Here is an 18,588-nt window from a genome sequence, read left to right on the forward strand (position 1 = left end):
CGCTGAAGGCACAGAACTGAAAGAGGGCGAAAGCGGGATCGCGCGCGCGGTAATCTTCCCGGCATACAAGGGGAGAAGAGATGATTCAGGACGCTTTTGTACGGCTACGCGCAAAACAACTCTACTGGCAGGGCTACCCGCCAGCGGAGATCTCGCGCCTGATGGGTATCAGCCAGAACACAATTTATTCGTGGAAGAAACGCGACGAATGGGACGAAACGCCAGCTATACAGCGTGTCACGCAATCCATGGATGCTCGTCTTATCCAGCTGACAGACAAGAAAGAGAAGACCGGGGGCGACTTCAAGGAGATTGACCTGCTGACCCGGCAACTGAAAAAGCTGAATGACGGCCAGCCCGCAGAAGCGGCTGGCGGCAAAAAAACACGTAAACGCAAGCTGAAGAACCATTTCACGGATGAACAGATAACGGCACTGCGGGGAAAAATCCTCGACTCCCTGTCCTGGCATCAGCGCGGCTGGTATGAACAACGTCACCACCGTAACCGCATGATCCTTAAGTCGCGTCAGATTGGTGCCACCTGGTATTTCGCCCGTGAAGCGCTGCTTGATGCGCTGCGGGATGATGTGAAATACCCGTATCAGCGTAACCAGATCTTTTTATCGGCTTCCCGGCGTCAGGCGCACCAGTTCAGGGGATTCATTCAGAAAGTGGCGGAAGAGGTGGACGTTGAGCTGAAGGGGGGCGACAAAATTGTGTTGTCCAACGGCGCAGAGCTGCACTTTCTCGGTACATCAGCAGCAACCGCGCAGTCATATACCGGCAACCTTAAATTCGATGAATTCTTTTGGGTCAGCAATTTCACCAACCTGCGCAAAGTGGCGGGGGCGATGGCGACACTGAAAGGGCTGACGCGAACCTACTTTTCCACGCCATCAGGCGAAACGCACGAGGCTTATCCGTTCTGGACGGGCGATCGCTGGAACGAAAAGCGCGCCAAATCGAAGCGGCAGGCGTTTGATGTGACCTGGAAGACGCTCAACAGCGGCCTGTTGTGTCCGGATAAAACCTGGCGTCAGATTGTCACCCTGAAAGACGTTATAGAACACGGCTGGGAGTTTACCGACCTTGAAGAGATACAGGATGAGAACAGCGAGGATGAATTCCAGAACCTGTATATGTGCGAGTTCGTCCGTGATGGTGAGTCGGCGTTCAACCTCAACGCACTGATCAGCTGTGGGGCTGATGGTTACGACGAGTGGCCCGACTGGAAACCTTTTGCCAGCAGACCAATGGGACAGCGCGCGGTCTGGATTGGCTATGACGCCAACGGTAGCAGTGGTAAGGGTGACAGCGGCGGGGTATCCGTCACAGTGCCACCTCTGGTGCCCGGTGGTAAGTTCCGCACGATAGAAACCATCCAGGTACAGGGGCTGGAGTTCGAAGAGCAGGCGAAGGTTATCGAAAACCTGACGTTTAAATATAACGTTCAGCATATTTGTATTGACGTGACCGGTGGTAACGGTGAAGCCGTCTACCAGATAGTGAAAAAGTTCTTCCCCATGGCGGTGCCGTACACCTTTAACCTGGCTTCAAAGCGCGCCCTGGTGTTGAAAATGCTCCATATCATTCGCGCCGGTCGCTGGGAATACGATCGCAGTGAGCGGGCACTTGTGACGGCCTTCAATGCCGTGCGAAAGGTTAAGACACCTGGCGGGTTTATCACCTATGACACTGACCGATCCCGCGGCATCAGCCATGGCGATCTTGCCTGGGCGACGATGCTCGCCATTATCAACGAACCGCTGGGACAGGAAAGAGACGGCAGCGGTGGATTCGCGATGGAGTTCTGATGAAAAAGAGTAAAAAGAGTTACAGCCGCCAGCCAGCCACATCGCGCGACCTGTCTGATGCACTGAGAAGCGCGCCATCGCTGAGTGCCTTCAGCTTTGACGGCCCTTACCGGGCGGAGAGCTATGATCTGCTGGATAACATGTACTGCGCCGATAATGGCCGGTACTTTGAAACGCCGGTTGACTGGTACGGACTGGCGCGCGCATCGCGCAAAACATCATGGCATCAGTCCGCGCTGTACTTTAAGCGCAATGTGTTGCTCGGCTGTTTTATCCCCCACAAATTGCTATCGCGTCAGGCGTTCTCCGGATTTGCCCTCGACTGGTTTGTTTTCGGTAACACCTATCTTGAGCTGCGCACTAACCGACTCGGTGGACCACTCGAACTACGGCACGCCCTGGCGAAATACACACGCAGAGGTACTGACCTTGATACTTACTGGTACGTGCAGGAAGGGAAGGAAGAGTACACCTTCCGGCGCGGTGATGTGTGCCACATCATGAATCCTGATATCAATCAGGAAATCTACGGCATGCCGGAGTATATCGGCGGGTTACTGTCTGCCAGCCTTGCTCACTCTGCCGATACGTTCCGCAAGCTGTACTATGACAACGGCTCTCATGCGGGCTGCATCATCTACATCAGCTCGGCGCAGGCCAATGACAAGAGCGTTGAGGTGGTAAAGAAAACGCTGTCAGAGTCCAGAGGGAAGGGAGCTTTCAAGAATATCCTGCTGCATGCACCTGGCGGCGGCAAAGATGGCGTGCAGATCCTGCCATTCCAGCAGATCACCGCGAAAGATGAATTCATGAACGTCAAGGCATCTTCCCGTGACGATATCCTTGCCGCTCATCGGGTGCCGCCGCAGCTGATGGGGGCCATGCCAGGAGAGAAGGGATCGTTTGGCGACGTGGAGAAAGCCGCACGGGTCTATGCGATTAACGAGCTTATGCCAGTGATGGAGGCCATGAAACACGTCAACGACTGGCTGGGCGAAGAGGTGATCCGGTTTAACCCCTACGCCCTGCTGGAACAGAATTAACCCGCAACGCCTCACCATAAACCACCGCCAGCGCTGACTGTTCCGGCCAGCGCATGGCGAACCGTCCGACACATCATCAAATACTTTAAATATCCCTGCTGCTCTTCCCCCTCGGGAGCGGCGTACTGACGCCTTAACACCGCTCAATACATCGATCACATCAGAGCGCCTGAGCGTCACGCTGGCGGGCGTTTTCCCACACCATCAAAACATAACAGCGCACGACTAAACGACGCGCAAAGCAGCGATTACGGCGTTAATCCGTGTATCTAAAGGGGATCCCCTTCCTGCCCCTGTTGCGGGGGCTGTTCCCCCGTCACCTGCGCGCGACAAACGCCCTTTTTTTTGTGCAGGCACGGATCCCGGCTCAGACCGCGCCAGTACAGGCCGGAAAGGGCATAAACAGGTTCAAAAAAATTGTGCAAATTTGTGCACTATTGTGCGGGTAAAAAAGTGACCGTTTATTTGACTACACATTACCTTTCGGGTAATTTTGTCACAGAAAACCACAGAAAGTGGTGAGTATTGAATTAAAGGAGGTTGGTATGAGAAAAATGTTTGATGAGTTTGACGGCTTCTAAGTCGCATTGACCTCTATGAGGCGGGGAATTTAGCCCCGCCTTTTTTATGGATGAAAGAATATGGACCCGACAACACTACAAATCATCAGTAATGCTATCGTTCTGCTTGGCGTCCTGGTCGCTATCGGAACGATTATCTATAACGTCCGTACGGCAAAGAAAACGCAGACCGCTAACTTTCTCTTCGAGAGTCGTCAGGATACGCAGTACATAGAATCGCTGCACGTTCTGAAGCAGGTGCACCGTTCAGGAAAATCTTTTCGCGCTTACGTCTTTCCCTGCGAAGGCAAAGCGATCACCGAAGAGGAAATGACAGAGCGCCGCAAGTTCCAGTACATCCTGAATTTTTACGAAAGGGTTGCCGTAAGTATCCGCGAAGGTATCTATAACGAGCAGATGATCAAACGAACATCATATACCACCGTTATAGAAACATATGATATTGCCGAACCCCTGATCAAAGCTATCAGGGAGCACATCAATTCAGAAACGACCTATCAAGAGTTTGAATGGCTGGTTAAGCGGTGGAAAGCCAAACCGCTTAAGAAGAATAAGTGACTATTGCTATTGAAGAAGCCGCCAGCCAGGCGGCTTTTTACTACCCTGCATCTACCTCGTTAAGCGCCACCATGATCGCCAGCCTTTCGGCAGATGGTAACGCAGCGAATTTTTCTTTCCAGCGCTTCGCCTTACGCTTAATCCTGTATCGGTCGTTGTAGTCTTTCCCTGCGAACGTATGAGAGTAAGCGCGCTCCTCTTGATAATTCATCCATATTTTCTCCGTTCGAACACCTCCGCGTGTCATGGACTGAAACTCTCGCGAACGCCAACCGGTCAGCGTGTTGTCGTAAAGCTGTGACGGGTAGCCGGATAAAATGACACTCACATTTTCCGGCAGTGACATCAGGCAGCGTAAAAGACGCTCATGGTCAGCAACCGTGTATTCGTGACGGTAACGGGCGGCGCTGGTTCGGGTTTCCAGCAGGTAGGGGGGATCGGCATAAATCAGTACACGACCGGCGCGAGTGAAGTCAAACGTTTCCAGGTAATCTACCGCGTCGCGGTTCACCATATTGATATGCGAAAGCTGGTGTGTGAAAGCGAAGTTTTTAAGCGCTTCCACATCCAGATCAATGCCAATATTGCGTATAGCTGGCGGCTTACGCAACATGATGGCTCCACCGCCCAGGTGGGTTTCAATGTAAGTATCGTGCGGCGGCATTTCGGCGATGATTTTTTGATAAACACCGCTTGCCGCCTTACTTCCCAGATAACTCATCGCCTTATTACCCTCAAAAAAATTAACCTGCAGCACCACCAAAAATGATGGTGCTCGATAAAATGGCCAGCACGGGCAAAAGCGACCATGCCCCGACAATAGCTACAGTTTTCTCCCCTTAACAACCTCACTTCCATAGGTCCACTTGCCGTCTGGAGAAATCATTGCCCCCGCTGAACTCCCCGTCGCCGGATCCCGGTATAGCGCAAGGCCAACTGGGTGAAGCACTTCGGTATTAATGCGAACAATCAGACCCAGCGCCGACAACTGATTCCAGTCCAGCCACTCACAACCACCGACTTTCTCACGGCCAGCCGGGATGGCTGGCAACGCCAGCACCTGCTGCGCGCCTTCGGATTCCTGTACCGGCGTACAATGGCGATCGTAAAATTCGATAATCTGAAGTGCGACGGCAGCGATCTGCACCATCTCTTCGCGCGCCGTTCCTGATTTATGACCGCCAAATTCGTCATGCAAAATTGCCTGGCTAAACTCGCCCACCTCTTCGCTGAGGATGGTTTGCCAGACGAACGGATGTTGATCGCGGTCAGCTCCCCACTTTTCATCCTGCCGGTTCATTTCTGCGATGACTGACCCAATAGCTTTAGTGCTTAAATGCTTCATGTTTACCTCTCGTTTTTTCGCTTAACAGCCTTTTTCCAGCGTGTGACCAGGTCACACACCGCCACATATTCGGAAGTTGGTTTATCTTTCTCGCCTGCGTGCCATGCCTTCACTTCTCGTAACCGGCCACCCTCCGCCACGAGCATTCCACCGCCGTGGCGAACGCGGGCACCACCTGCGATTGATCGCACTACGTCATCACTGACGAAAATCCGACAGCTACGCAGCTGCGCGCCAATACTGTCGATCACTTCTTCGGGGATACCATGCATCTGCGAGGCCTCTTTTTGCTGCGCCTGGCGCAATGCGGCACCGGTCTTTTTCTTCTGGTATTCCGCTACTGCGGCGGCGTAGTTGTCTGCCCGCTTCTCTGCCTCGATCCGCAGTTGCTCGCGCCAACGCTGTTCTGCCTCTTCCGGTGTCAGGCTCATATCTTTCGCAGCGGCCACTTTTGGCCCCCACGTCAATGCAGTTTCATCATCAACAGACGTGCGCAGGCCGCGCGCAGTACGCTCGAAGGCTTGATCTGAGCTTTCGCGGCCAAAGTTTTTCAGTTTGCTGGTGATTTCCTGCCGCTGCTGGCGTGAATATCGGCGCAATTCTTCGATATTCAGCGGAAGTTCTGTCACTTGACTGTCCGGGTGATCAATACCGGCATGCAGCGTCGGTTCTGACGGTGTGGTACCAGCTGGCACCGCCACTTTTAACGGTGGTTTTTCGTCCGTTCCGGAGCGCCCCGTACAGTTATTGACAGAACTCCGAGGGGCCGCTGCGCGGCCTTCTAAGGTCAAAATCTCGACCGGAGACGGCTTACGCTTCGGCACAATTTTGTAATCGGTAGTGCGGGTAAAAATGACTGATTCGCGGCCCGTGTACGGGCAATAGACACCCGTAATTTTGGCGACCGTGTCACCATAATCATTACCGTTTTCGGTGTACTCATAGTTAAGGCGAACGCGCAGACAATCGCGCGCGACAAAGGGGCCACCCTGAGCGTTGGTGTATCCCGGCCAGTCTGGCGCATCGGCTGCTGCACGCGCTGCCTCAAGTTCCGGATGTAATACAAGCTCGCGACTACCTAACCTGCGCAATTCGCGCCAGGTGGTAACGGGGGCACCGCCAATCTGCTGAAACTGGCGGATGTTCCAGCGTGAAGCCCAGGCGCGTACACGTTTCGCCATCTCCCTGACTGGTTTGCCGGATTCAAAATCTAGGTCTCCATCCATGCCGTAACCGTCGATATTTTTTGAGATATATTTCGCGATATAACCGGTCGCAGATCCAAACTCTTCATCAATCGGTTTAACGGTAAAACGGTGCTCTGATGCACCTTTTTCGTTACCGTCCTCTTTCAGGGCGTGTTTGCGAAAAATGGCCGTTGCATACTCTGCTTCTTCAGGGCGCAGGAATAACAATAAGTGCCAGTGTGGAGTTTCATCGTGATGAGGTTCAGCAACACGAAAACCAAATGTACGAATGCCTTCGCGGCTCCATTTGGCCCGCACACGCGCCCAGACTTTGCAAAGATATTTTTGCGTCTGACGCGGGCTTGCATGCTGGTATTTATCATTGCGTTGACCGGAATGAACGTGTGTTGCGTGATACTTCGACGGTGCTGTTAGCGTATAGAACATGCCAACCAACCCCATTTCATTTGCCATATCTTCAAACCCACGCATACGCACCATCAGTTCATGCCGCGCGATCTTAGGGTTGGAAACGCTACCCATCACCTTATCCAGCAATGAACTTCGTTCACCGGTGTCCTGATCTTCCAGCTCCATCGCCTGGAGAAATTCAAAGTTCGCTTTCTTCTGGGCTACCCATTCCCTGAAGCAAGGATCAGAACAATATGGGGATGCCACCTTGCTGACATAGCCGGTCGCGATCATGAGGTGTTCGCGCCAGCGGTCATGGATATGGCGAATTTTGCCCAGCCACCATTTTTCCGAATGGAGCCTTCCGGCTGCTCGTAAAGCCTCGTCGGCATCCAGTTCTTCATCGCAATAACGTTGCCAGCCTGGGATTGCAATATTGAGCGTCGTCGCCTTGCTGGCTATCGCTCCGTAGGCATAGAGCGAGGAAAACTCCAGATCAGCTGTTTGTTCATACTGAAAATCAAACTCGCGCATAAACTCGCTTTTCATCAGATTCGCAAGCTTATACGCCAGTCTTTTCAGGCGTTTTTTGTCTGCCCATGGCAACAGGTGGAAGTCATCGCGCAGTGGGAGAAGGATCGCGGGGAGTGTACTTTGTGGAAGGTATTGCGCATTTACCGCATCCACGCGACGTAAAACATGGCGTTCGAACGTGCCGAACAACCAGCGCATTACATCTTTTGGCTTGTTACGATCGAGGTTTTCAAGATGCTGGGCGAAGCGCTTGCGGATAAATGCCGGGAGACTTTGCACCCTGCGGCGGAGGTAGTTAGCACGGCCTTTGCGGTCAAATGCCTCTCGTGCATCACTCTCGCGCGGGCGCATGGGGGCACGATAAACAGCATCAACAAGATCACCATAGGCGAGCGCCTTGCGCTCACCTTTTGGGGTGAGATATTCAATCGCTGAATCGTCGGCTTTGTTGGGATTGATGGCCTGCCGTTTGGTATTCCATTCCCATGCTAACGCGGCGAGATCAGACATAACTCACCGTCGCCATGTAAGCTTTTATGAACGCTGTTGCCGCTTCAACATTGATGGCGTTTCCGTAGGTGCGCAGTCTTCCCACTCTGGCGGGAACCCCATTAGCCAACGGGAATGATCCGGGGACAACTGGCCTCCACTTTCCATCTTGGCAGCTGAGCCAATCAGCATCTCGCCAGAAACCGTTAAGCGGGCCGGGCCGCAAAGCGCTGCCACATCCTGAAGCCGCTTCTGTATTTTTGTTCCATTGTCGCGATACGTCCGCATAGCTTCCTGCGGGCATGGTGAACGGTCGTTGCTTGTCGTCGGCGTTGGCCATGCTGCCATTTTCACCATCTGCGTAAGTGAGCTGCCCGTCATTCCAGGAGTGATCCCCGATCCGCCCCGCACTCCATCTGTCGCACTTGGTGTTGTCCATCCGGCTAATAATGCTGCTGTCTGAAGGTTCACCCCCCCCTGTCGTTTGAAATTCCCCGCCCCTCTTCCATTGCTGGCAAGCGGCGTCGGCCACCCAATAAGCACGGTCTCGCTGGTGCGGCGCGCCGACGCTCGCAGACGGAAACGCAGTCGCCCCGAAGGCATAGCCCAGGGCTTCCACGTCAGCTTGAACAAGGTCGATCCAGTCGCTCGCGTAAGCGCTTCCAGATTGCTCGCCAAATACCACGACAGGGCGGCGCTGGCCGATAAGCCAATGTGCGGAGGGCCATAAGTGCCGCTCGTCAGCAAACCCAAGTCCTTTGCCTGCCGCGCTGAAAGGTTGGCAAGGGCATGATGCTGTCCATGCAGGACGATCATCGGGCCAGCCTGCGCGACGCAATGCGAGTGACCATCCGCCAATTCCGGCGAAGAAATGGCATTGTCTGAAACCTTTGAGATCATTGGGGGTTACATCCTCAATTGAGCGTGTATCAACAACACCAGGCGCTATATGGCCGGCGTCGATTAAATTGCGCAGATGCTGCGCTGCATGAGGGTCGATTTCGTTGTAATAAGCCGTCATCGCGCACCACCTACACCGTCACGGTGTCGCCGGGCTTAACCTGCCGGGCGTCTTTTTCGGTATCACGGATAATGGTCGTGCTGCTGTACCTGCCCCAGCTCAACACCTCCACCTCAACGATCCAGAAATGGCGGTATGGGCGAACGTCGAGCACGCGAGTGATCACTGCATCAACTGTGTTCATCGGGTGGCGACCTCCCGAATCTCTTCGATTGAATCAAGCAGCAGTCGACGGCGGGTACGTTCGGCAAAGTGACGTTTGCCAGTGTCTTTCCGGTAGCACTCTGTTTTACCGACTACCCACATGGATTCCGTCTGGTGCAACTTCTTGCGCTGCGGGCCATCTTTGGTAATAACGATGCCCGTATGAGTCTTTTTGATGGTCATCAGAAAGGCTCCTGCGTTTCACAGCCCTTGGCAGGGTCGAAGCCTAAAAACATCTCGCCGTAAGTTGCATTCCCCATTACCGGTCCACAATCCGGGCAGCAGCCACCGCCAGCACGATCGCAGCCATCACACACGCGAAGAACGCCAATAACCTCGCCAGCCATATCGCGGCTTTTGGCGCTCACAGAGCGGCGGACACTCAGGGAGTGAAGGTTGAAGGCGGAATAAATTTCGCGGGTATCAGGCGTGTCGCTGTTTGAGATGATCGAGCGGATGCCATGCTGGCGATTGACATCCAGCAAGGCTTTAACCAGCTCACGATGATCGTCCAGGGTGAATGGCTTACCGTAAGCGGTGAAGTTGGCGGTTTCACTGGCTGGAATGTATGGCGGATCGCAGTAAATGACTTTGTCAAAATCCAGTTCCACGATGTAGCGAATGGAATGGCGAAAATCACAATGGATGAAAACGGTGTTTGTGTTATTGGCCTTTTCGGCGAATAAGCGCACTTCCTTTTCAGGGAAGTAAGGCGCGGCATATTTACCGAATGGAACGTTAAATTCCCCCCTCAGATTAGTGCGATACAGCCCGTTAAATCCATGGCGGTTCAGATACAGAAATAATGCGGCATACAGCAAAGCCTGATCAGGCCTGGAGGTATCACTCCACTGCATGGAGTTAAAAAGCGTCCTTCGTGCGTAGTAGCGATCTTCGGTGTTATCGCCATGAAACATCGATCTCGTGATGTTGATCAGGCGTTCGGTATCCATCGTGACCACGCGGAAGAAATTGATCAGCGCGCGATTGCTGTCGCAAAGAATGTAGCGGCGGTATTCCGTGTTCATAAACACAGTTCCGCTTCCTACAAATGGCTCAATCAGACAATCGGCCTTCGGCAAGTGCTCCAGCAGCTGCGGCATAACGCGAGTTTTACCGCCCGCCCATTTGATTGGTGATCTGATCATTATCTTGCCCTCACAACGATTCGAGGTGTGGGGAAGTCAGGCGTTGCCAGACCTCGCAAACCTGCTCCGCCCGATATACGGCATCGGTCAGCATGTAGGTTGCCGTTGAGCGACGCGGATGCGGCGTATATCCGGTGACACCGGCGATATGGATTAACGTTGAGAGATGGCGAATTTCGAAAGGAGGTATAACCTGCTCTGGGATGCCATAACGGTGGAGAGCATGAGCCAGCGTAGCCACATCAGCTGAATTGCCCGCAGACCAGCAATAGAGTTTTTCGTGTTTTGATGCGGTGGTATTAATAAACCGGCAGGCGGACCGTATGGCGTCAATCTCGCTGCAAGTTGCACTGATAACTTCAGCGCGCTGCGCGTTATCTCCCTTCATGAGCTGCAAAACAGCCTCAGGATAAATGCCCCCTACCGTCCTGATATTTATGGCGCGATAGAACTGCGGACCAATCTGACCTGTCGAGGGCTCGAAGAAAACGCACTCAATAGCAAAGATCGGCGAATCAGGCGCTTTCCCCAGCGCGCGAATATCTAACATGAAGTTATTCATTGTTTGTTACCCTCGTTAATGGTTAATTCGCGGCTGACGATCCACCGCTCGACTGATGAATAAATCTCTTCTGGTGTGGCGCTTTCCTTTTTCAGCTGGCCGACAAAAATACGAAGCAACCCCAAAAGGTGAGCGCGTTCGTGTTTTCGTGCATTGGTGCTTATCTCTACAAACTCCGGATCACTTATTTCGCTATCCAGCTTTATTGACTTAATCGACATGCAACCTCCTGAAAAAGGCAAAACGAATCCCCGGCAAAATGAATGCCGTTAATTTAAGCCTTCTTAATTAGTGGTTAGTGCGAGGTTTTCTTTTAACTTGTTTAAACAACCTTTCGTGCCAGTAATAAAGAAAATCAATAAAAGTCATTCGCGCCCGCGCATGATTCCCGCGAATTGTTTTTTCAAGACCATAAATGATTAAATCAATTGATGGGCTGTCAGGAGTTACAACAATGCGTGCACCATTTTTTAAATTAACAGTAAAGCCTTTCTCCGCGTTTTCTACCGCTTCGCGAATCAGCATTTCCCGTTCCCACGATGTTTTCTCTTCAGTAAACACGTAAGCCTCCTTCTACCGCTACAGTAGTTTTTTGAATGCTCTTGCCAGAGTGGTAAGTAAGCCTTTATTTATCTTTTTCGTATAAACAAAAGGCTTACTCATACCTTTAATAAAGCGAACCTTGTTCGGTTCTGGTTTAAAGAAGCGTCCGTCTGGGCACTCGATCCAACCGCGAGTATTGCGGCAGTGCGTGACCTGGCAACCCTGCCTTAACAGGCTGGCAAGTGATGGAGCGTTATCGTTCATATCTTGTTCCTGCTACAGTTGTCTGCGGGACTTGCGTTCTACTTCTTCGCGTCTGGCTTTAAATTCAGAAAGCTGCTTATCTTTTTGTTGTTTTGCTTTATAGCAATGCTGCCTAATCAGGAACTGAATCAGATTTAAAATCAGCACCGCAAAAATAAAGAGCACTGCACCGATCACCATTTCCATCATCATTGCAGTCCTCATTTATAAGAAACTGCTTTTTTTTAACATACGGTCAATCGTGGCGCAGGCTTCTGCTAATGCGAAATCACGGCCATAGTAATTATCCGTTTCGGCTTTATCGTCACGCTTGTTTATCAAATAAGTCTGACGAGCGTTAAAAATATTACGCGGTGTTTTACGAATGGTGAAACCGCGATAAGCGAAAGTGTTTTTACTGACCTGTACAGCGCCGTGAATACTTCCTGCATGTGATCCGTGTTGTGAATATTGTTTTCGCATTACTGATTACTCCTTATGCGCGGTTTTGTAGAGTGGAACGGCTATTACGCTTCAACACATTGTGTTTGTTTCCGGTGGTGCGGCGATAAGTTGCTTTATCTCGCATCAAGCGGTCGATGTAGTGTTTCTCTTCCGGGGTAATTAGTGCGCGGCAATGTGCTACGGCATCCCAATATTCCTGCAACATGATGAAGCGCTTAGGACGTTTTGAGCCTGGCATGCCTTCGCGGTGAACTGGAAGCTGTGCGCGATCCATCAGGTTGCGAACGCTCTTCAACGTGCGGCCCGTCAGATAAGCAAACTCGACCGGCGTGACGAAAATCTGTTTTTGCAGTTCTTCGGTATTCATGTCCCTAATTCCGTCAGCCTGCGAAGTAGTCATTTTGCAGGTGCGTGCAACGCGGGCTACATCTAATGGGAATTGCCGTAAATGTTGAGATTCTGCGTTTAAAACGATTTCTCGTGATTTTGTCATTTGTTAGACTCCTTGATTACCGCTAGTTGAGGCTTGTTAAGTCCAATGTTGCGGAATGTGTTACATGTTGTAGTTAAGCAACAAGTGACTTGATACGCATAAATATGACGAGAACTCATCATCATGTCAATCACGCAAGGCGAAAAACTTGGGCTTATCAGGGACTCTGAGCGGCTGTCTAAAAGGCAACTAACTGATTTAGTTGGATTAAATTACTCAACCTATGTTGGGTATGAGTTAGGGAGAACTAAGATGACATTAGAGTCAGCAATCAAGCTCTTTGGGCACCCACGATTCCATAAATACCAGGAGTGGTTTATGTACGACCGTACAGACCCGAGCCGAGGCCAAATAGCACCGGCTCTCGCACACAATGGGCCAGACGAAATTCAGTCAGACCCCTCCGGGAAGCAGATTGGTTAACTTTATATAAACATTACATTTTCACTATTTGTTACCAGGATAGTGATCTGACTGTTGGAGGGTTTTCTTATGTCCGTTAAGAAACTCGAAGATGGTCGCTATGAAGTGGATGTAAGGCCGCGCGGGCGCGACGGAAAGCGCATACGGCGGAAGTTTGATAGGAAAGCAGACGCACATGCTTTTGAGCGCAGCATCATTGCCAAGTATCAAAATCATGATTACCTGAACAGACCGGCTGATAAACGAAAACTTAGTGAGTTTATTGCGCTTTGGTGGCAGTTAATCGGACGGAATAAGAACTACGCAAACCGCAGGCTTAGTGCTGTTAACTGCATTTGCCAGGATATGGGGGATCCCATGATTTACCAGATTGATGCGCGGTGTCTTATTGACTACCGGGCATACAGACTGGAGCAGGGGATTAAGGCTTCAACGATAAATCATGATCTGTTTGCTCTTAGTGGCGTGTTTAAAGCTATGGCTGAAATTGATGAGTTTCACGGTGAAAATCCGGTAACAGCAATTTCAGCACTGAAAGAGCCTAAAACGGAAATGTCGTATTTCACTGAGTCGGAAGTAAACCGGTTGTTATCCCTGTGCTCTGGTGATTACTACCGTATTGCCGTTCTGCTACTTGCCACTGGTGCTCGGTGGGGGGAGGCCTACCAGCTTAAGGCTGAAAACATTGTCGGTAACAGGGTGATGTTTACGATCACTAAAAATGGAGATCGGAGAGTGGTTCCCATATCTGACGACATTGCAAAAATAGTGAAGCATCGGGAGTCAGGAAGGTTGTTCCGCGTGAGCTATAAAACCTTTCGTCTGCGCATGAAGGAAGCAAAGCCCAATCTTCCAGATGGGCAAGCTGCGCACGCGCTACGTCATACGTTCGCTACGCACTTCATGATCAAGGGCGGAAATATTATCGCGTTACAACGTATTCTTGGTCATTCCGACATATCACAGACAATGACTTACGCTCACTTCGCGCCGGACTATTTATTGGACGCTGTGAGTTACAATCCCCTCAGTGGAATGTCCACATTATGTCCACACTCTGGAGGCAATGCAGGGGTTTTGAGGGTTAGTTGAGTCTGTAATATACTGAATTAGCGCAGTGCCTTGCGGTGCTGCGCAGGTTGAAAACCTCCCAGCAAGGGGAAGGTCAAGGGTGTTTTTAGAAAAGATGAAAAAAGGGGCGAAGGGGAAAAAACGGGAACGTCACCTCAGAGCGTTCCCGGTCTGTTATTGATTGAGAACGATAAGCGGCGTTCGATGCTCCGGTTCATTTATGACCGTGAGATCGGCACCGTACAGCGCGTTCAGCGCCCGTTGCTTCAGGACATCCTGCGGATACCCGTTATCAACAATCCTGCCGCGTTCCATCAATACCACGCGGTCGGCATAACGCGCTGCGAGGTTGAGATCGTGCAGGACGCAGCAGACGCTAAACTGCCGTTCACGCACCAGGCGACGCAGCAGACGAAAAAGGTGCTGCTGGTGGTGAATATCCAGGGCGGAGGTAGGTTCATCGAGAAATAACCATTTGGGCCGAGGCTCGGGCTCCCAAAGCTGAACCAGCAGACGTGCCAGCTGTACCCGCTGTTGTTCTCCTCCCGACAGATGCCGATAATCACGCGCGGCCAGCGCCTGGCAGTCGCACAACGTCATGATGTGTTCCGTTTCATCGCCCGTATTGCGCGTGCGATACGGATGCCTGCCCATGCGAATAACCTCCTGCACGCTAAACGGGAAGGCCATATGACTGTTCTGGCGCATCACCGCACGGGTTTTTGCCAGCTCGGTGATTGACCATTCGTTCAGCGGCTTGCCGAATAAGCTACAGCGCCCACTGTGAGGTTGCAGATAACCCGTAAGCTGGCGTAGCAGCGTTGATTTCCCGGCGCCATTCGGGCCAAGAATCGCGATAATCTCTCCTTCAGGTAGCGTCAGGGAAACATCGTCGGTCAATCGTCTGCCCTGAATGTGGTAAACCAGATTTTCAGCAACGATCATGACACCCTCCGGCTACGCAGTATTAACCACAGAAAATACGGTCCTCCGATCAGGCTGGTTAACAGACCAACGGGCATTTCGGCAGGCTGCACCAGAGTGCGGGCCAGCGTATCGGCAATCAGGAGTAGACAGGCGCCCGCCAGCGTCGAGCAGGGAATCAACCAGCGATGATCGGCGCCGGTAGTCATTCTGATCAGATGTGGGATCACCAGGCCAATAAAACCAATTACGCCGCTGACGGAAACGGCAGCACCAACCAGTAGCGAGCTGAGCAACAGTAACTGCTGGCGCTTACGTTTGACGTTCACGCCGAGGTAATGCGCCTCTTCATCACCCAATTGCAGCAAATTAAGCGTGCCCGCCATACAGACGGTGACAGCAATGGCTGGAAGAACAAAGGTACTGGCAACCAGCAGCGTTGGCCACTGGGCCTGGCCGAGATTGCCCATCATCCACAGCGTAAGTTGACGTAGCTGTTGCTCATCGCCCACATAGCTCAGTACGCCAATAGCCGAACCGCACAAAGCATTGATAGCGATACCGGCTAACAGCAGTTGCATCATTCCGCCGTGGCTATGACGCTGGCTTATCAGGAAAATAATCGTGCAGACCACCATGCTGCCTGCGACGGCAAAAATCATCTGCTCATACAGCACCAGCACCACGGGAAACGAAAAGGGGATAACTATCGCGATACCGACCATCAGCGCGGAGCCGCTACTGACACCAAGCAGGCCAGGATCGGCCATCGGATTGCGAAAAAGCCCCTGCATAATGACCCCTGCCGTTGCCAGCGCAGCGCCTACCAGAACGGCCAGCAACACACGGGGCAAGCGGATGTTCAACCAGATGTCACGGTATTCGTCGTTGAACAGCGCGCTGAAGCTAATGTTCAGCGCCCCCTGGCTGGCTCCGAAGAGCATCAGAGCGACCAACAACAGAGAAAGACCCGTCAGAATGCTGACGGAAGAAAGCGAGTCCTTAAGCACGCAACGCTCCATAACGTCTTTGCGGCGCGAAGTTCCCGCGCCGCGAGGGGTTTACGCGGGTTTCAGTCCTGGCTCAACCAAACTGTAAATCTGGTTATTGAGTGACGGGGCTGTAGCCAGTTCGTGAATGTGCCTTGCAACATCTGCACGCATCACAAAACCATGGCACTCCTCGGCCTGTATCCGTTGCGCCTGACCTGTGGCTGCACCGTTCAGCAAACCGCCGGGGCGGAGAATGGCGTAGTCCAGTTGACTGGTTTGTAGCCAGCTTTCAGCCAACGATTTTTCGCGTACCGCCTGACCAAATGCGGCCCTGGCGCGTGGGGACAAAAAGGGCCAACTGTCGCCACAGCCAAGCGAAGTCACCAGAATCATGCGTTTGATCTCCGCTTTTTCTGCTTCATCAATGACGGTTCTGTGCGCCAGATAATCCTGGGCACCGCCCATGGAGGAGATCACCGTGGCATGTTGACCCGCTGCGCGACAGGCACAGGCGGTGACCTGGCTGTCGCAGGCGTCGCCAATGAAGACCTGCACACCTTTTTCCTGCAACCCGGCAGCGACCTGCGCGTTGCGAACGACGGCAATCACCGGACGTTGTTCCGCCAGTGCGAGTGCCAGTGTTTTCGCGCCGACGCCGCTACCACCTGCACCAAAAATGAGCCATGGAGCCATCAGGCATGTTCCTTTAAGGATGAAGACAGCGCGTGAAAGGCGCTGACCTGGTCGGCCAGTAGCTGACGATGCTCATCCCGACCGAGGAAAATTTTGAACATAGTGCTACCCGCCTGGTTAAAGAAGAGAATGGACGCGGTGTCCATGCCCATAAATTTGCGTTCAATCAGGGCGATATGTGTGCAGTTTTCTGCCTTGATATGACCGGTCATGCCTTTTTTGCCGCGCAGGTTGAAGTAACCGTGGCGGTGGAATCCTGAAGGTAATTCACCCGTGAATTCCAGTATGACATCAGCAGTATGGACCAGGGTGGTGACTTTGCCCCATTCGCTGACGGTTTCCCAGACGGTATCAAATTGATCGCCGGAAACCAGCGTCGGGGAGGGGAGGTTTTTCACCACCTCCAGCAGCGTGGTGTTGTACTGGGCTGCGATAGCTTCCAGCGTACCGTCCGGCTCAGTTTTCAAAAAATCCTGTAAAGAGACATGGCTCATACTTCACTCCTTTTATGGTTGCTCTACCGCAATGCGCGGCGCGTTAAGTGCCTGAATCAGTTCATCAAGAGACTGCAAAATATTGCTCGCCCAAAAACGCCCTTCATTGGTCAGGCGTACACAGGTGCTGGCATCTCGCGTCAGTCCTGCGTGATGCCACTGGGTCAGTAGCGGGGTCAGTTTTTGTGCATGAGGTGTCAGTTCATCCAGCGGGACGCGGGCCGTTTCAATACCGGCCTGGAGGGTGTGTCGCCACTGGAAACCACGCTCGGCGGTGCGCATCATCATCATGAGCGGTTTTTTTCCGGCGGCGATGGATTCATGCCATGTGGTCAGATTGCGCTCGACCATCCAGGAATAGCCATTGACTGACCCTCCTGCGCCAGAGCCGAATGCCAGACAGTCTGCGCCCTGTTTAATCAGCAGGTTGTACAGATTGCGTTCCCGTGTGGTGCGCGCCCAGTGGCTGTTGCTGATGCAGCGCCAGCCCGCGCTGTCCATAAAATCGCAGCCCTGAAGATAGAGGTCGCGACGTTCGGCAGGAGAGGGAACCGTTGTGCGCCCGGTTTCAACCGCTTTGCCAAGCGGTGTATTAGGGAGCAGGTTCAGAGCATAAAGATCTACGCCGTCGAGGCCGATGTCGCGGGCAATCGCCAGATCCTCGCTCCACACCTTTGCGTCCTGTCCTGGCAGACCAAACAGCAGATCGCAGACCACGGCGGCTCGATCCCGTTTTACCAACCCCTGCATAAAGGCCATCGCGGTCGGGCCGTCCGAAGTGCGCGCCATTTTCTTGCGGATCCGGCTGTTAAATGACTGAATGCCGATCGAAAATCGATTGGCGCCAGCGTCAAGGCAGGCATCTATTCGCGCATCGTCAAAATTGAGTACCCGCCCCTCAATGGTGATTTCGCAGTCCGGCGCCAGCGGTAGCTTGTCACGTAGTGCGGTGATGATTCTGGCCAGATCCCGTGCCGACAGCGCAGACGGTGTACCGCCGCCAAAATAGACGGCGTGAATCGGGGCCGACTGATGCAATGCGCTATCGGCTTCCATCTCTATTTCGCGTAATAGCGCGTTGGTGTAGCGGGCGCAGTGATCCTCTTCAAAGCGGTTTTGATAAAAACCGCAGAAAGTACAATGTGTTGCGCAGAAAGGGATATGCAAGTACACCAACCGTTTCCGCGGTGGGGTTGGCTGGCTGATGACCTCCTGCCAGGTTTGTGACAATAGCTCTTTGGCAACCGGGATCGCCCCACGCCAGGGCATCGTGGCGCGGCGATCCTTAAATGGCTGACTTCCCTCGAGCGCAAAATGCGCGGTGAGATCCAGCGAGTGTTCAGTTTTCAT

At 52.6% G+C, this 18,588-nt stretch carries 24 protein-coding genes; 5 read left to right on the plus strand and 19 right to left on the minus strand.

Going from position 1 to position 18,588, the window contains the following annotated elements; genetic code table 11:
* Positions 1-80 precede the first annotated feature (80 nt).
* From G4551_RS06235 to G4551_RS06245, 3 genes are all read left to right on the plus strand, one after another.
* A complete protein-coding gene (locus G4551_RS06235; RefSeq protein ID WP_003835846.1) occupies positions 81-1,814 on the plus strand; it encodes a terminase large subunit domain-containing protein in 1,734 nt (577 codons plus the stop codon).
* Complete coding sequence (locus tag G4551_RS06240) at positions 1,814-2,857, plus strand: phage portal protein (protein WP_003835845.1); 1,044 nt, start codon at positions 1,814-1,816, stop codon at positions 2,855-2,857. Before G4551_RS06235 ends, G4551_RS06240 begins: the two co-directional genes overlap by 1 nt.
* Before the next feature lie 641 nt (positions 2,858-3,498).
* Positions 3,499-3,996: a DUF4760 domain-containing protein gene (locus G4551_RS06245; RefSeq protein ID WP_003835844.1), complete on the plus strand. Its 498-nt coding sequence runs from the start codon at positions 3,499-3,501 to the stop codon at positions 3,994-3,996.
* 40 nt (positions 3,997-4,036) lie between these two features.
* On the opposite strand, the gene G4551_RS06250 is transcribed toward G4551_RS06245, so the two are convergent.
* The 14 genes from G4551_RS06250 to G4551_RS06320 all read right to left on the minus strand — a co-directional run bounded on the left by G4551_RS06250 (position 4,037) and on the right by G4551_RS06320 (position 12,515).
* On the minus strand, positions 4,037-4,717 hold the full coding sequence (locus G4551_RS06250; protein WP_032941222.1) for a DNA adenine methylase: 681 nt from the start codon (positions 4,715-4,717) through the stop codon (positions 4,037-4,039).
* Between the two features lie 102 nt (positions 4,718-4,819).
* Positions 4,820-5,341, minus strand: coding sequence for a MazG-like family protein (locus G4551_RS23805; RefSeq protein ID WP_003835841.1), 522 nt, complete (start codon positions 5,339-5,341; stop codon positions 4,820-4,822).
* A 2-nt stretch (positions 5,342-5,343) separates the two neighbouring features.
* A complete protein-coding gene (locus G4551_RS06265; RefSeq protein WP_003835840.1) occupies positions 5,344-7,983 on the minus strand; it encodes a replication endonuclease in 2,640 nt (879 codons plus the stop codon).
* The gene (locus G4551_RS06270) at positions 7,976-8,983 is read right to left on the minus strand and encodes a DNA cytosine methyltransferase (RefSeq protein WP_003835837.1); all 1,008 of its coding nucleotides are present in this window, start codon (positions 8,981-8,983) and stop codon (positions 7,976-7,978) included. The genes G4551_RS06265 and G4551_RS06270 overlap by 8 nt, the downstream gene beginning before the upstream one ends.
* A gap of 10 nt (positions 8,984-8,993) precedes the next feature.
* On the minus strand, positions 8,994-9,167 hold the full coding sequence (locus tag G4551_RS06275; RefSeq protein ID WP_016155221.1) for a hypothetical protein: 174 nt from the start codon (positions 9,165-9,167) through the stop codon (positions 8,994-8,996).
* Positions 9,164-9,370, minus strand: coding sequence for a hypothetical protein (locus G4551_RS06280; RefSeq protein WP_003835835.1), 207 nt, complete (start codon positions 9,368-9,370; stop codon positions 9,164-9,166). The genes G4551_RS06275 and G4551_RS06280 overlap by 4 nt, the downstream gene beginning before the upstream one ends.
* A complete protein-coding gene (locus G4551_RS06285; protein ID WP_003835833.1) occupies positions 9,370-10,335 on the minus strand; it encodes a DNA adenine methylase in 966 nt (321 codons plus the stop codon). The genes G4551_RS06280 and G4551_RS06285 overlap by 1 nt, the downstream gene beginning before the upstream one ends.
* A 10-nt stretch (positions 10,336-10,345) precedes the next feature.
* Positions 10,346-10,897: a 3'-5' exonuclease gene (locus tag G4551_RS06290; protein WP_003835831.1), complete on the minus strand. Its 552-nt coding sequence runs from the start codon at positions 10,895-10,897 to the stop codon at positions 10,346-10,348.
* Positions 10,894-11,118: a hypothetical protein gene (locus G4551_RS06295; RefSeq protein ID WP_003835830.1), complete on the minus strand. Its 225-nt coding sequence runs from the start codon at positions 11,116-11,118 to the stop codon at positions 10,894-10,896. Before G4551_RS06295 ends, G4551_RS06290 begins: the two co-directional genes overlap by 4 nt.
* A gap of 67 nt (positions 11,119-11,185) precedes the next feature.
* On the minus strand, positions 11,186-11,458 hold the full coding sequence (locus G4551_RS06300) for a hypothetical protein (RefSeq protein ID WP_003835828.1): 273 nt from the start codon (positions 11,456-11,458) through the stop codon (positions 11,186-11,188).
* An 18-nt stretch (positions 11,459-11,476) separates the two neighbouring features.
* Positions 11,477-11,704 (minus strand): phage filamentation protein Fil family protein, encoded by a 228-nt coding sequence (locus G4551_RS06305; protein WP_003835825.1) that lies wholly within the window; start codon positions 11,702-11,704, stop codon positions 11,477-11,479.
* 12 nt (positions 11,705-11,716) lie between these two features.
* Complete coding sequence (locus G4551_RS06310) at positions 11,717-11,896, minus strand: hypothetical protein (protein WP_032941215.1); 180 nt, start codon at positions 11,894-11,896, stop codon at positions 11,717-11,719.
* Positions 11,897-11,908: 12 nt separating this feature from the next.
* Positions 11,909-12,166, minus strand: a complete 258-nt coding sequence (locus G4551_RS06315) for a DUF4761 family protein (RefSeq protein ID WP_003835823.1) — start codon at positions 12,164-12,166, stop codon at positions 11,909-11,911.
* Positions 12,167-12,179: 13 nt separating this feature from the next.
* Positions 12,180-12,515, minus strand: coding sequence for a hypothetical protein (locus G4551_RS06320; protein ID WP_003835821.1), 336 nt, complete (start codon positions 12,513-12,515; stop codon positions 12,180-12,182).
* A gap of 249 nt (positions 12,516-12,764) precedes the next feature.
* Between G4551_RS06320 and G4551_RS23810 the strand changes: the two genes are divergently transcribed.
* Positions 12,765-13,064, plus strand: a complete 300-nt coding sequence (locus G4551_RS23810) for a helix-turn-helix domain-containing protein (protein ID WP_003835818.1) — start codon at positions 12,765-12,767, stop codon at positions 13,062-13,064.
* A gap of 69 nt (positions 13,065-13,133) precedes the next feature.
* A complete protein-coding gene (locus G4551_RS06330) occupies positions 13,134-14,156 on the plus strand; it encodes a phage integrase (protein WP_003835817.1) in 1,023 nt (340 codons plus the stop codon).
* 153 nt (positions 14,157-14,309) lie between these two features.
* Here G4551_RS06330 and G4551_RS06335 read toward each other — a convergent pair whose 3' ends face one another.
* From G4551_RS06335 to hutW, 5 genes are read right to left on the minus strand one after another with little or no spacing between them, the layout of a single operon-like run.
* Positions 14,310-15,080, minus strand: a complete 771-nt coding sequence (locus G4551_RS06335; protein WP_003835815.1) for a heme ABC transporter ATP-binding protein — start codon at positions 15,078-15,080, stop codon at positions 14,310-14,312.
* A complete protein-coding gene (locus G4551_RS06340; protein ID WP_003021806.1) occupies positions 15,077-16,069 on the minus strand; it encodes a FecCD family ABC transporter permease in 993 nt (330 codons plus the stop codon). The genes G4551_RS06335 and G4551_RS06340 overlap by 4 nt, the downstream gene beginning before the upstream one ends.
* A 51-nt stretch (positions 16,070-16,120) precedes the next feature.
* Entirely contained in the window at positions 16,121-16,744 is a 624-nt protein-coding gene (gene chuY, locus G4551_RS06345) for an anaerobilin reductase (RefSeq protein WP_003021809.1), read from the minus strand.
* Positions 16,744-17,238, minus strand: coding sequence for a heme utilization cystosolic carrier protein HutX (gene hutX / locus G4551_RS06350; protein WP_003835812.1), 495 nt, complete (start codon positions 17,236-17,238; stop codon positions 16,744-16,746). Before hutX ends, chuY begins: the two co-directional genes overlap by 1 nt.
* Positions 17,239-17,250: 12 nt before the next feature.
* A complete protein-coding gene (gene hutW, locus G4551_RS06355; RefSeq protein ID WP_003835810.1) occupies positions 17,251-18,588 on the minus strand; it encodes a heme anaerobic degradation radical SAM methyltransferase ChuW/HutW in 1,338 nt (445 codons plus the stop codon).

It is taken from the genome of Citrobacter freundii ATCC 8090 = MTCC 1658 = NBRC 12681, from assembly GCF_011064845.1.
GTDB lineage: Bacteria > Pseudomonadota > Gammaproteobacteria > Enterobacterales > Enterobacteriaceae > Citrobacter > Citrobacter freundii.

Bases quoted from the DNA above. Each gene is read 5' to 3' on its own strand.
- G4551_RS06315 (WP_003835823.1), bottom strand. From the start codon at position 12,166: ATGCGAAAACAATATTCACAACACGGATCACATGCAGGAAGTATTCAC.
- G4551_RS06240 (WP_003835845.1), top strand. From the start codon at position 1,814: ATGAAAAAGAGTAAAAAGAGTTACAGCCGCCAGCCAGCCACATCGCGC.
- G4551_RS06245 (WP_003835844.1), top strand. From the start codon at position 3,499: ATGGACCCGACAACACTACAAATCATCAGTAATGCTATCGTTCTGCTT.
- G4551_RS06275 (WP_016155221.1), bottom strand. From the start codon at position 9,167: ATGAACACAGTTGATGCAGTGATCACTCGCGTGCTCGACGTTCGCCCA.
- G4551_RS06310 (WP_032941215.1), bottom strand. From the start codon at position 11,896: ATGATGATGGAAATGGTGATCGGTGCAGTGCTCTTTATTTTTGCGGTG.
- G4551_RS06295 (WP_003835830.1), bottom strand. From the start codon at position 11,118: ATGTCGATTAAGTCAATAAAGCTGGATAGCGAAATAAGTGATCCGGAG.
- G4551_RS06270 (WP_003835837.1), bottom strand. From the start codon at position 8,983: ATGACGGCTTATTACAACGAAATCGACCCTCATGCAGCGCAGCATCTG.
- G4551_RS06330 (WP_003835817.1), top strand. From the start codon at position 13,134: ATGTCCGTTAAGAAACTCGAAGATGGTCGCTATGAAGTGGATGTAAGG.
- G4551_RS06290 (WP_003835831.1), bottom strand. From the start codon at position 10,897: ATGAATAACTTCATGTTAGATATTCGCGCGCTGGGGAAAGCGCCTGAT.
- G4551_RS23805 (WP_003835841.1), bottom strand. From the start codon at position 5,341: ATGAAGCATTTAAGCACTAAAGCTATTGGGTCAGTCATCGCAGAAATG.
- hutX (WP_003835812.1), bottom strand. From the start codon at position 17,238: ATGAGCCATGTCTCTTTACAGGATTTTTTGAAAACTGAGCCGGACGGT.
- G4551_RS06335 (WP_003835815.1), bottom strand. From the start codon at position 15,080: ATGATCGTTGCTGAAAATCTGGTTTACCACATTCAGGGCAGACGATTG.
- G4551_RS06320 (WP_003835821.1), bottom strand. From the start codon at position 12,515: ATGAATACCGAAGAACTGCAAAAACAGATTTTCGTCACGCCGGTCGAG.
- hutW (WP_003835810.1), bottom strand. From the start codon at position 18,588: ATGAAAACTGAACACTCGCTGGATCTCACCGCGCATTTTGCGCTCGAG.
- G4551_RS06235 (WP_003835846.1), top strand. From the start codon at position 81: ATGATTCAGGACGCTTTTGTACGGCTACGCGCAAAACAACTCTACTGG.
- chuY (WP_003021809.1), bottom strand. From the start codon at position 16,744: ATGGCTCCATGGCTCATTTTTGGTGCAGGTGGTAGCGGCGTCGGCGCG.
- G4551_RS06305 (WP_003835825.1), bottom strand. From the start codon at position 11,704: ATGAACGATAACGCTCCATCACTTGCCAGCCTGTTAAGGCAGGGTTGC.
- G4551_RS06265 (WP_003835840.1), bottom strand. From the start codon at position 7,983: ATGTCTGATCTCGCCGCGTTAGCATGGGAATGGAATACCAAACGGCAG.
- G4551_RS06280 (WP_003835835.1), bottom strand. From the start codon at position 9,370: ATGACCATCAAAAAGACTCATACGGGCATCGTTATTACCAAAGATGGC.
- G4551_RS06250 (WP_032941222.1), bottom strand. From the start codon at position 4,717: ATGAGTTATCTGGGAAGTAAGGCGGCAAGCGGTGTTTATCAAAAAATC.
- G4551_RS06285 (WP_003835833.1), bottom strand. From the start codon at position 10,335: ATGATCAGATCACCAATCAAATGGGCGGGCGGTAAAACTCGCGTTATG.
- G4551_RS23810 (WP_003835818.1), top strand. From the start codon at position 12,765: ATGTCAATCACGCAAGGCGAAAAACTTGGGCTTATCAGGGACTCTGAG.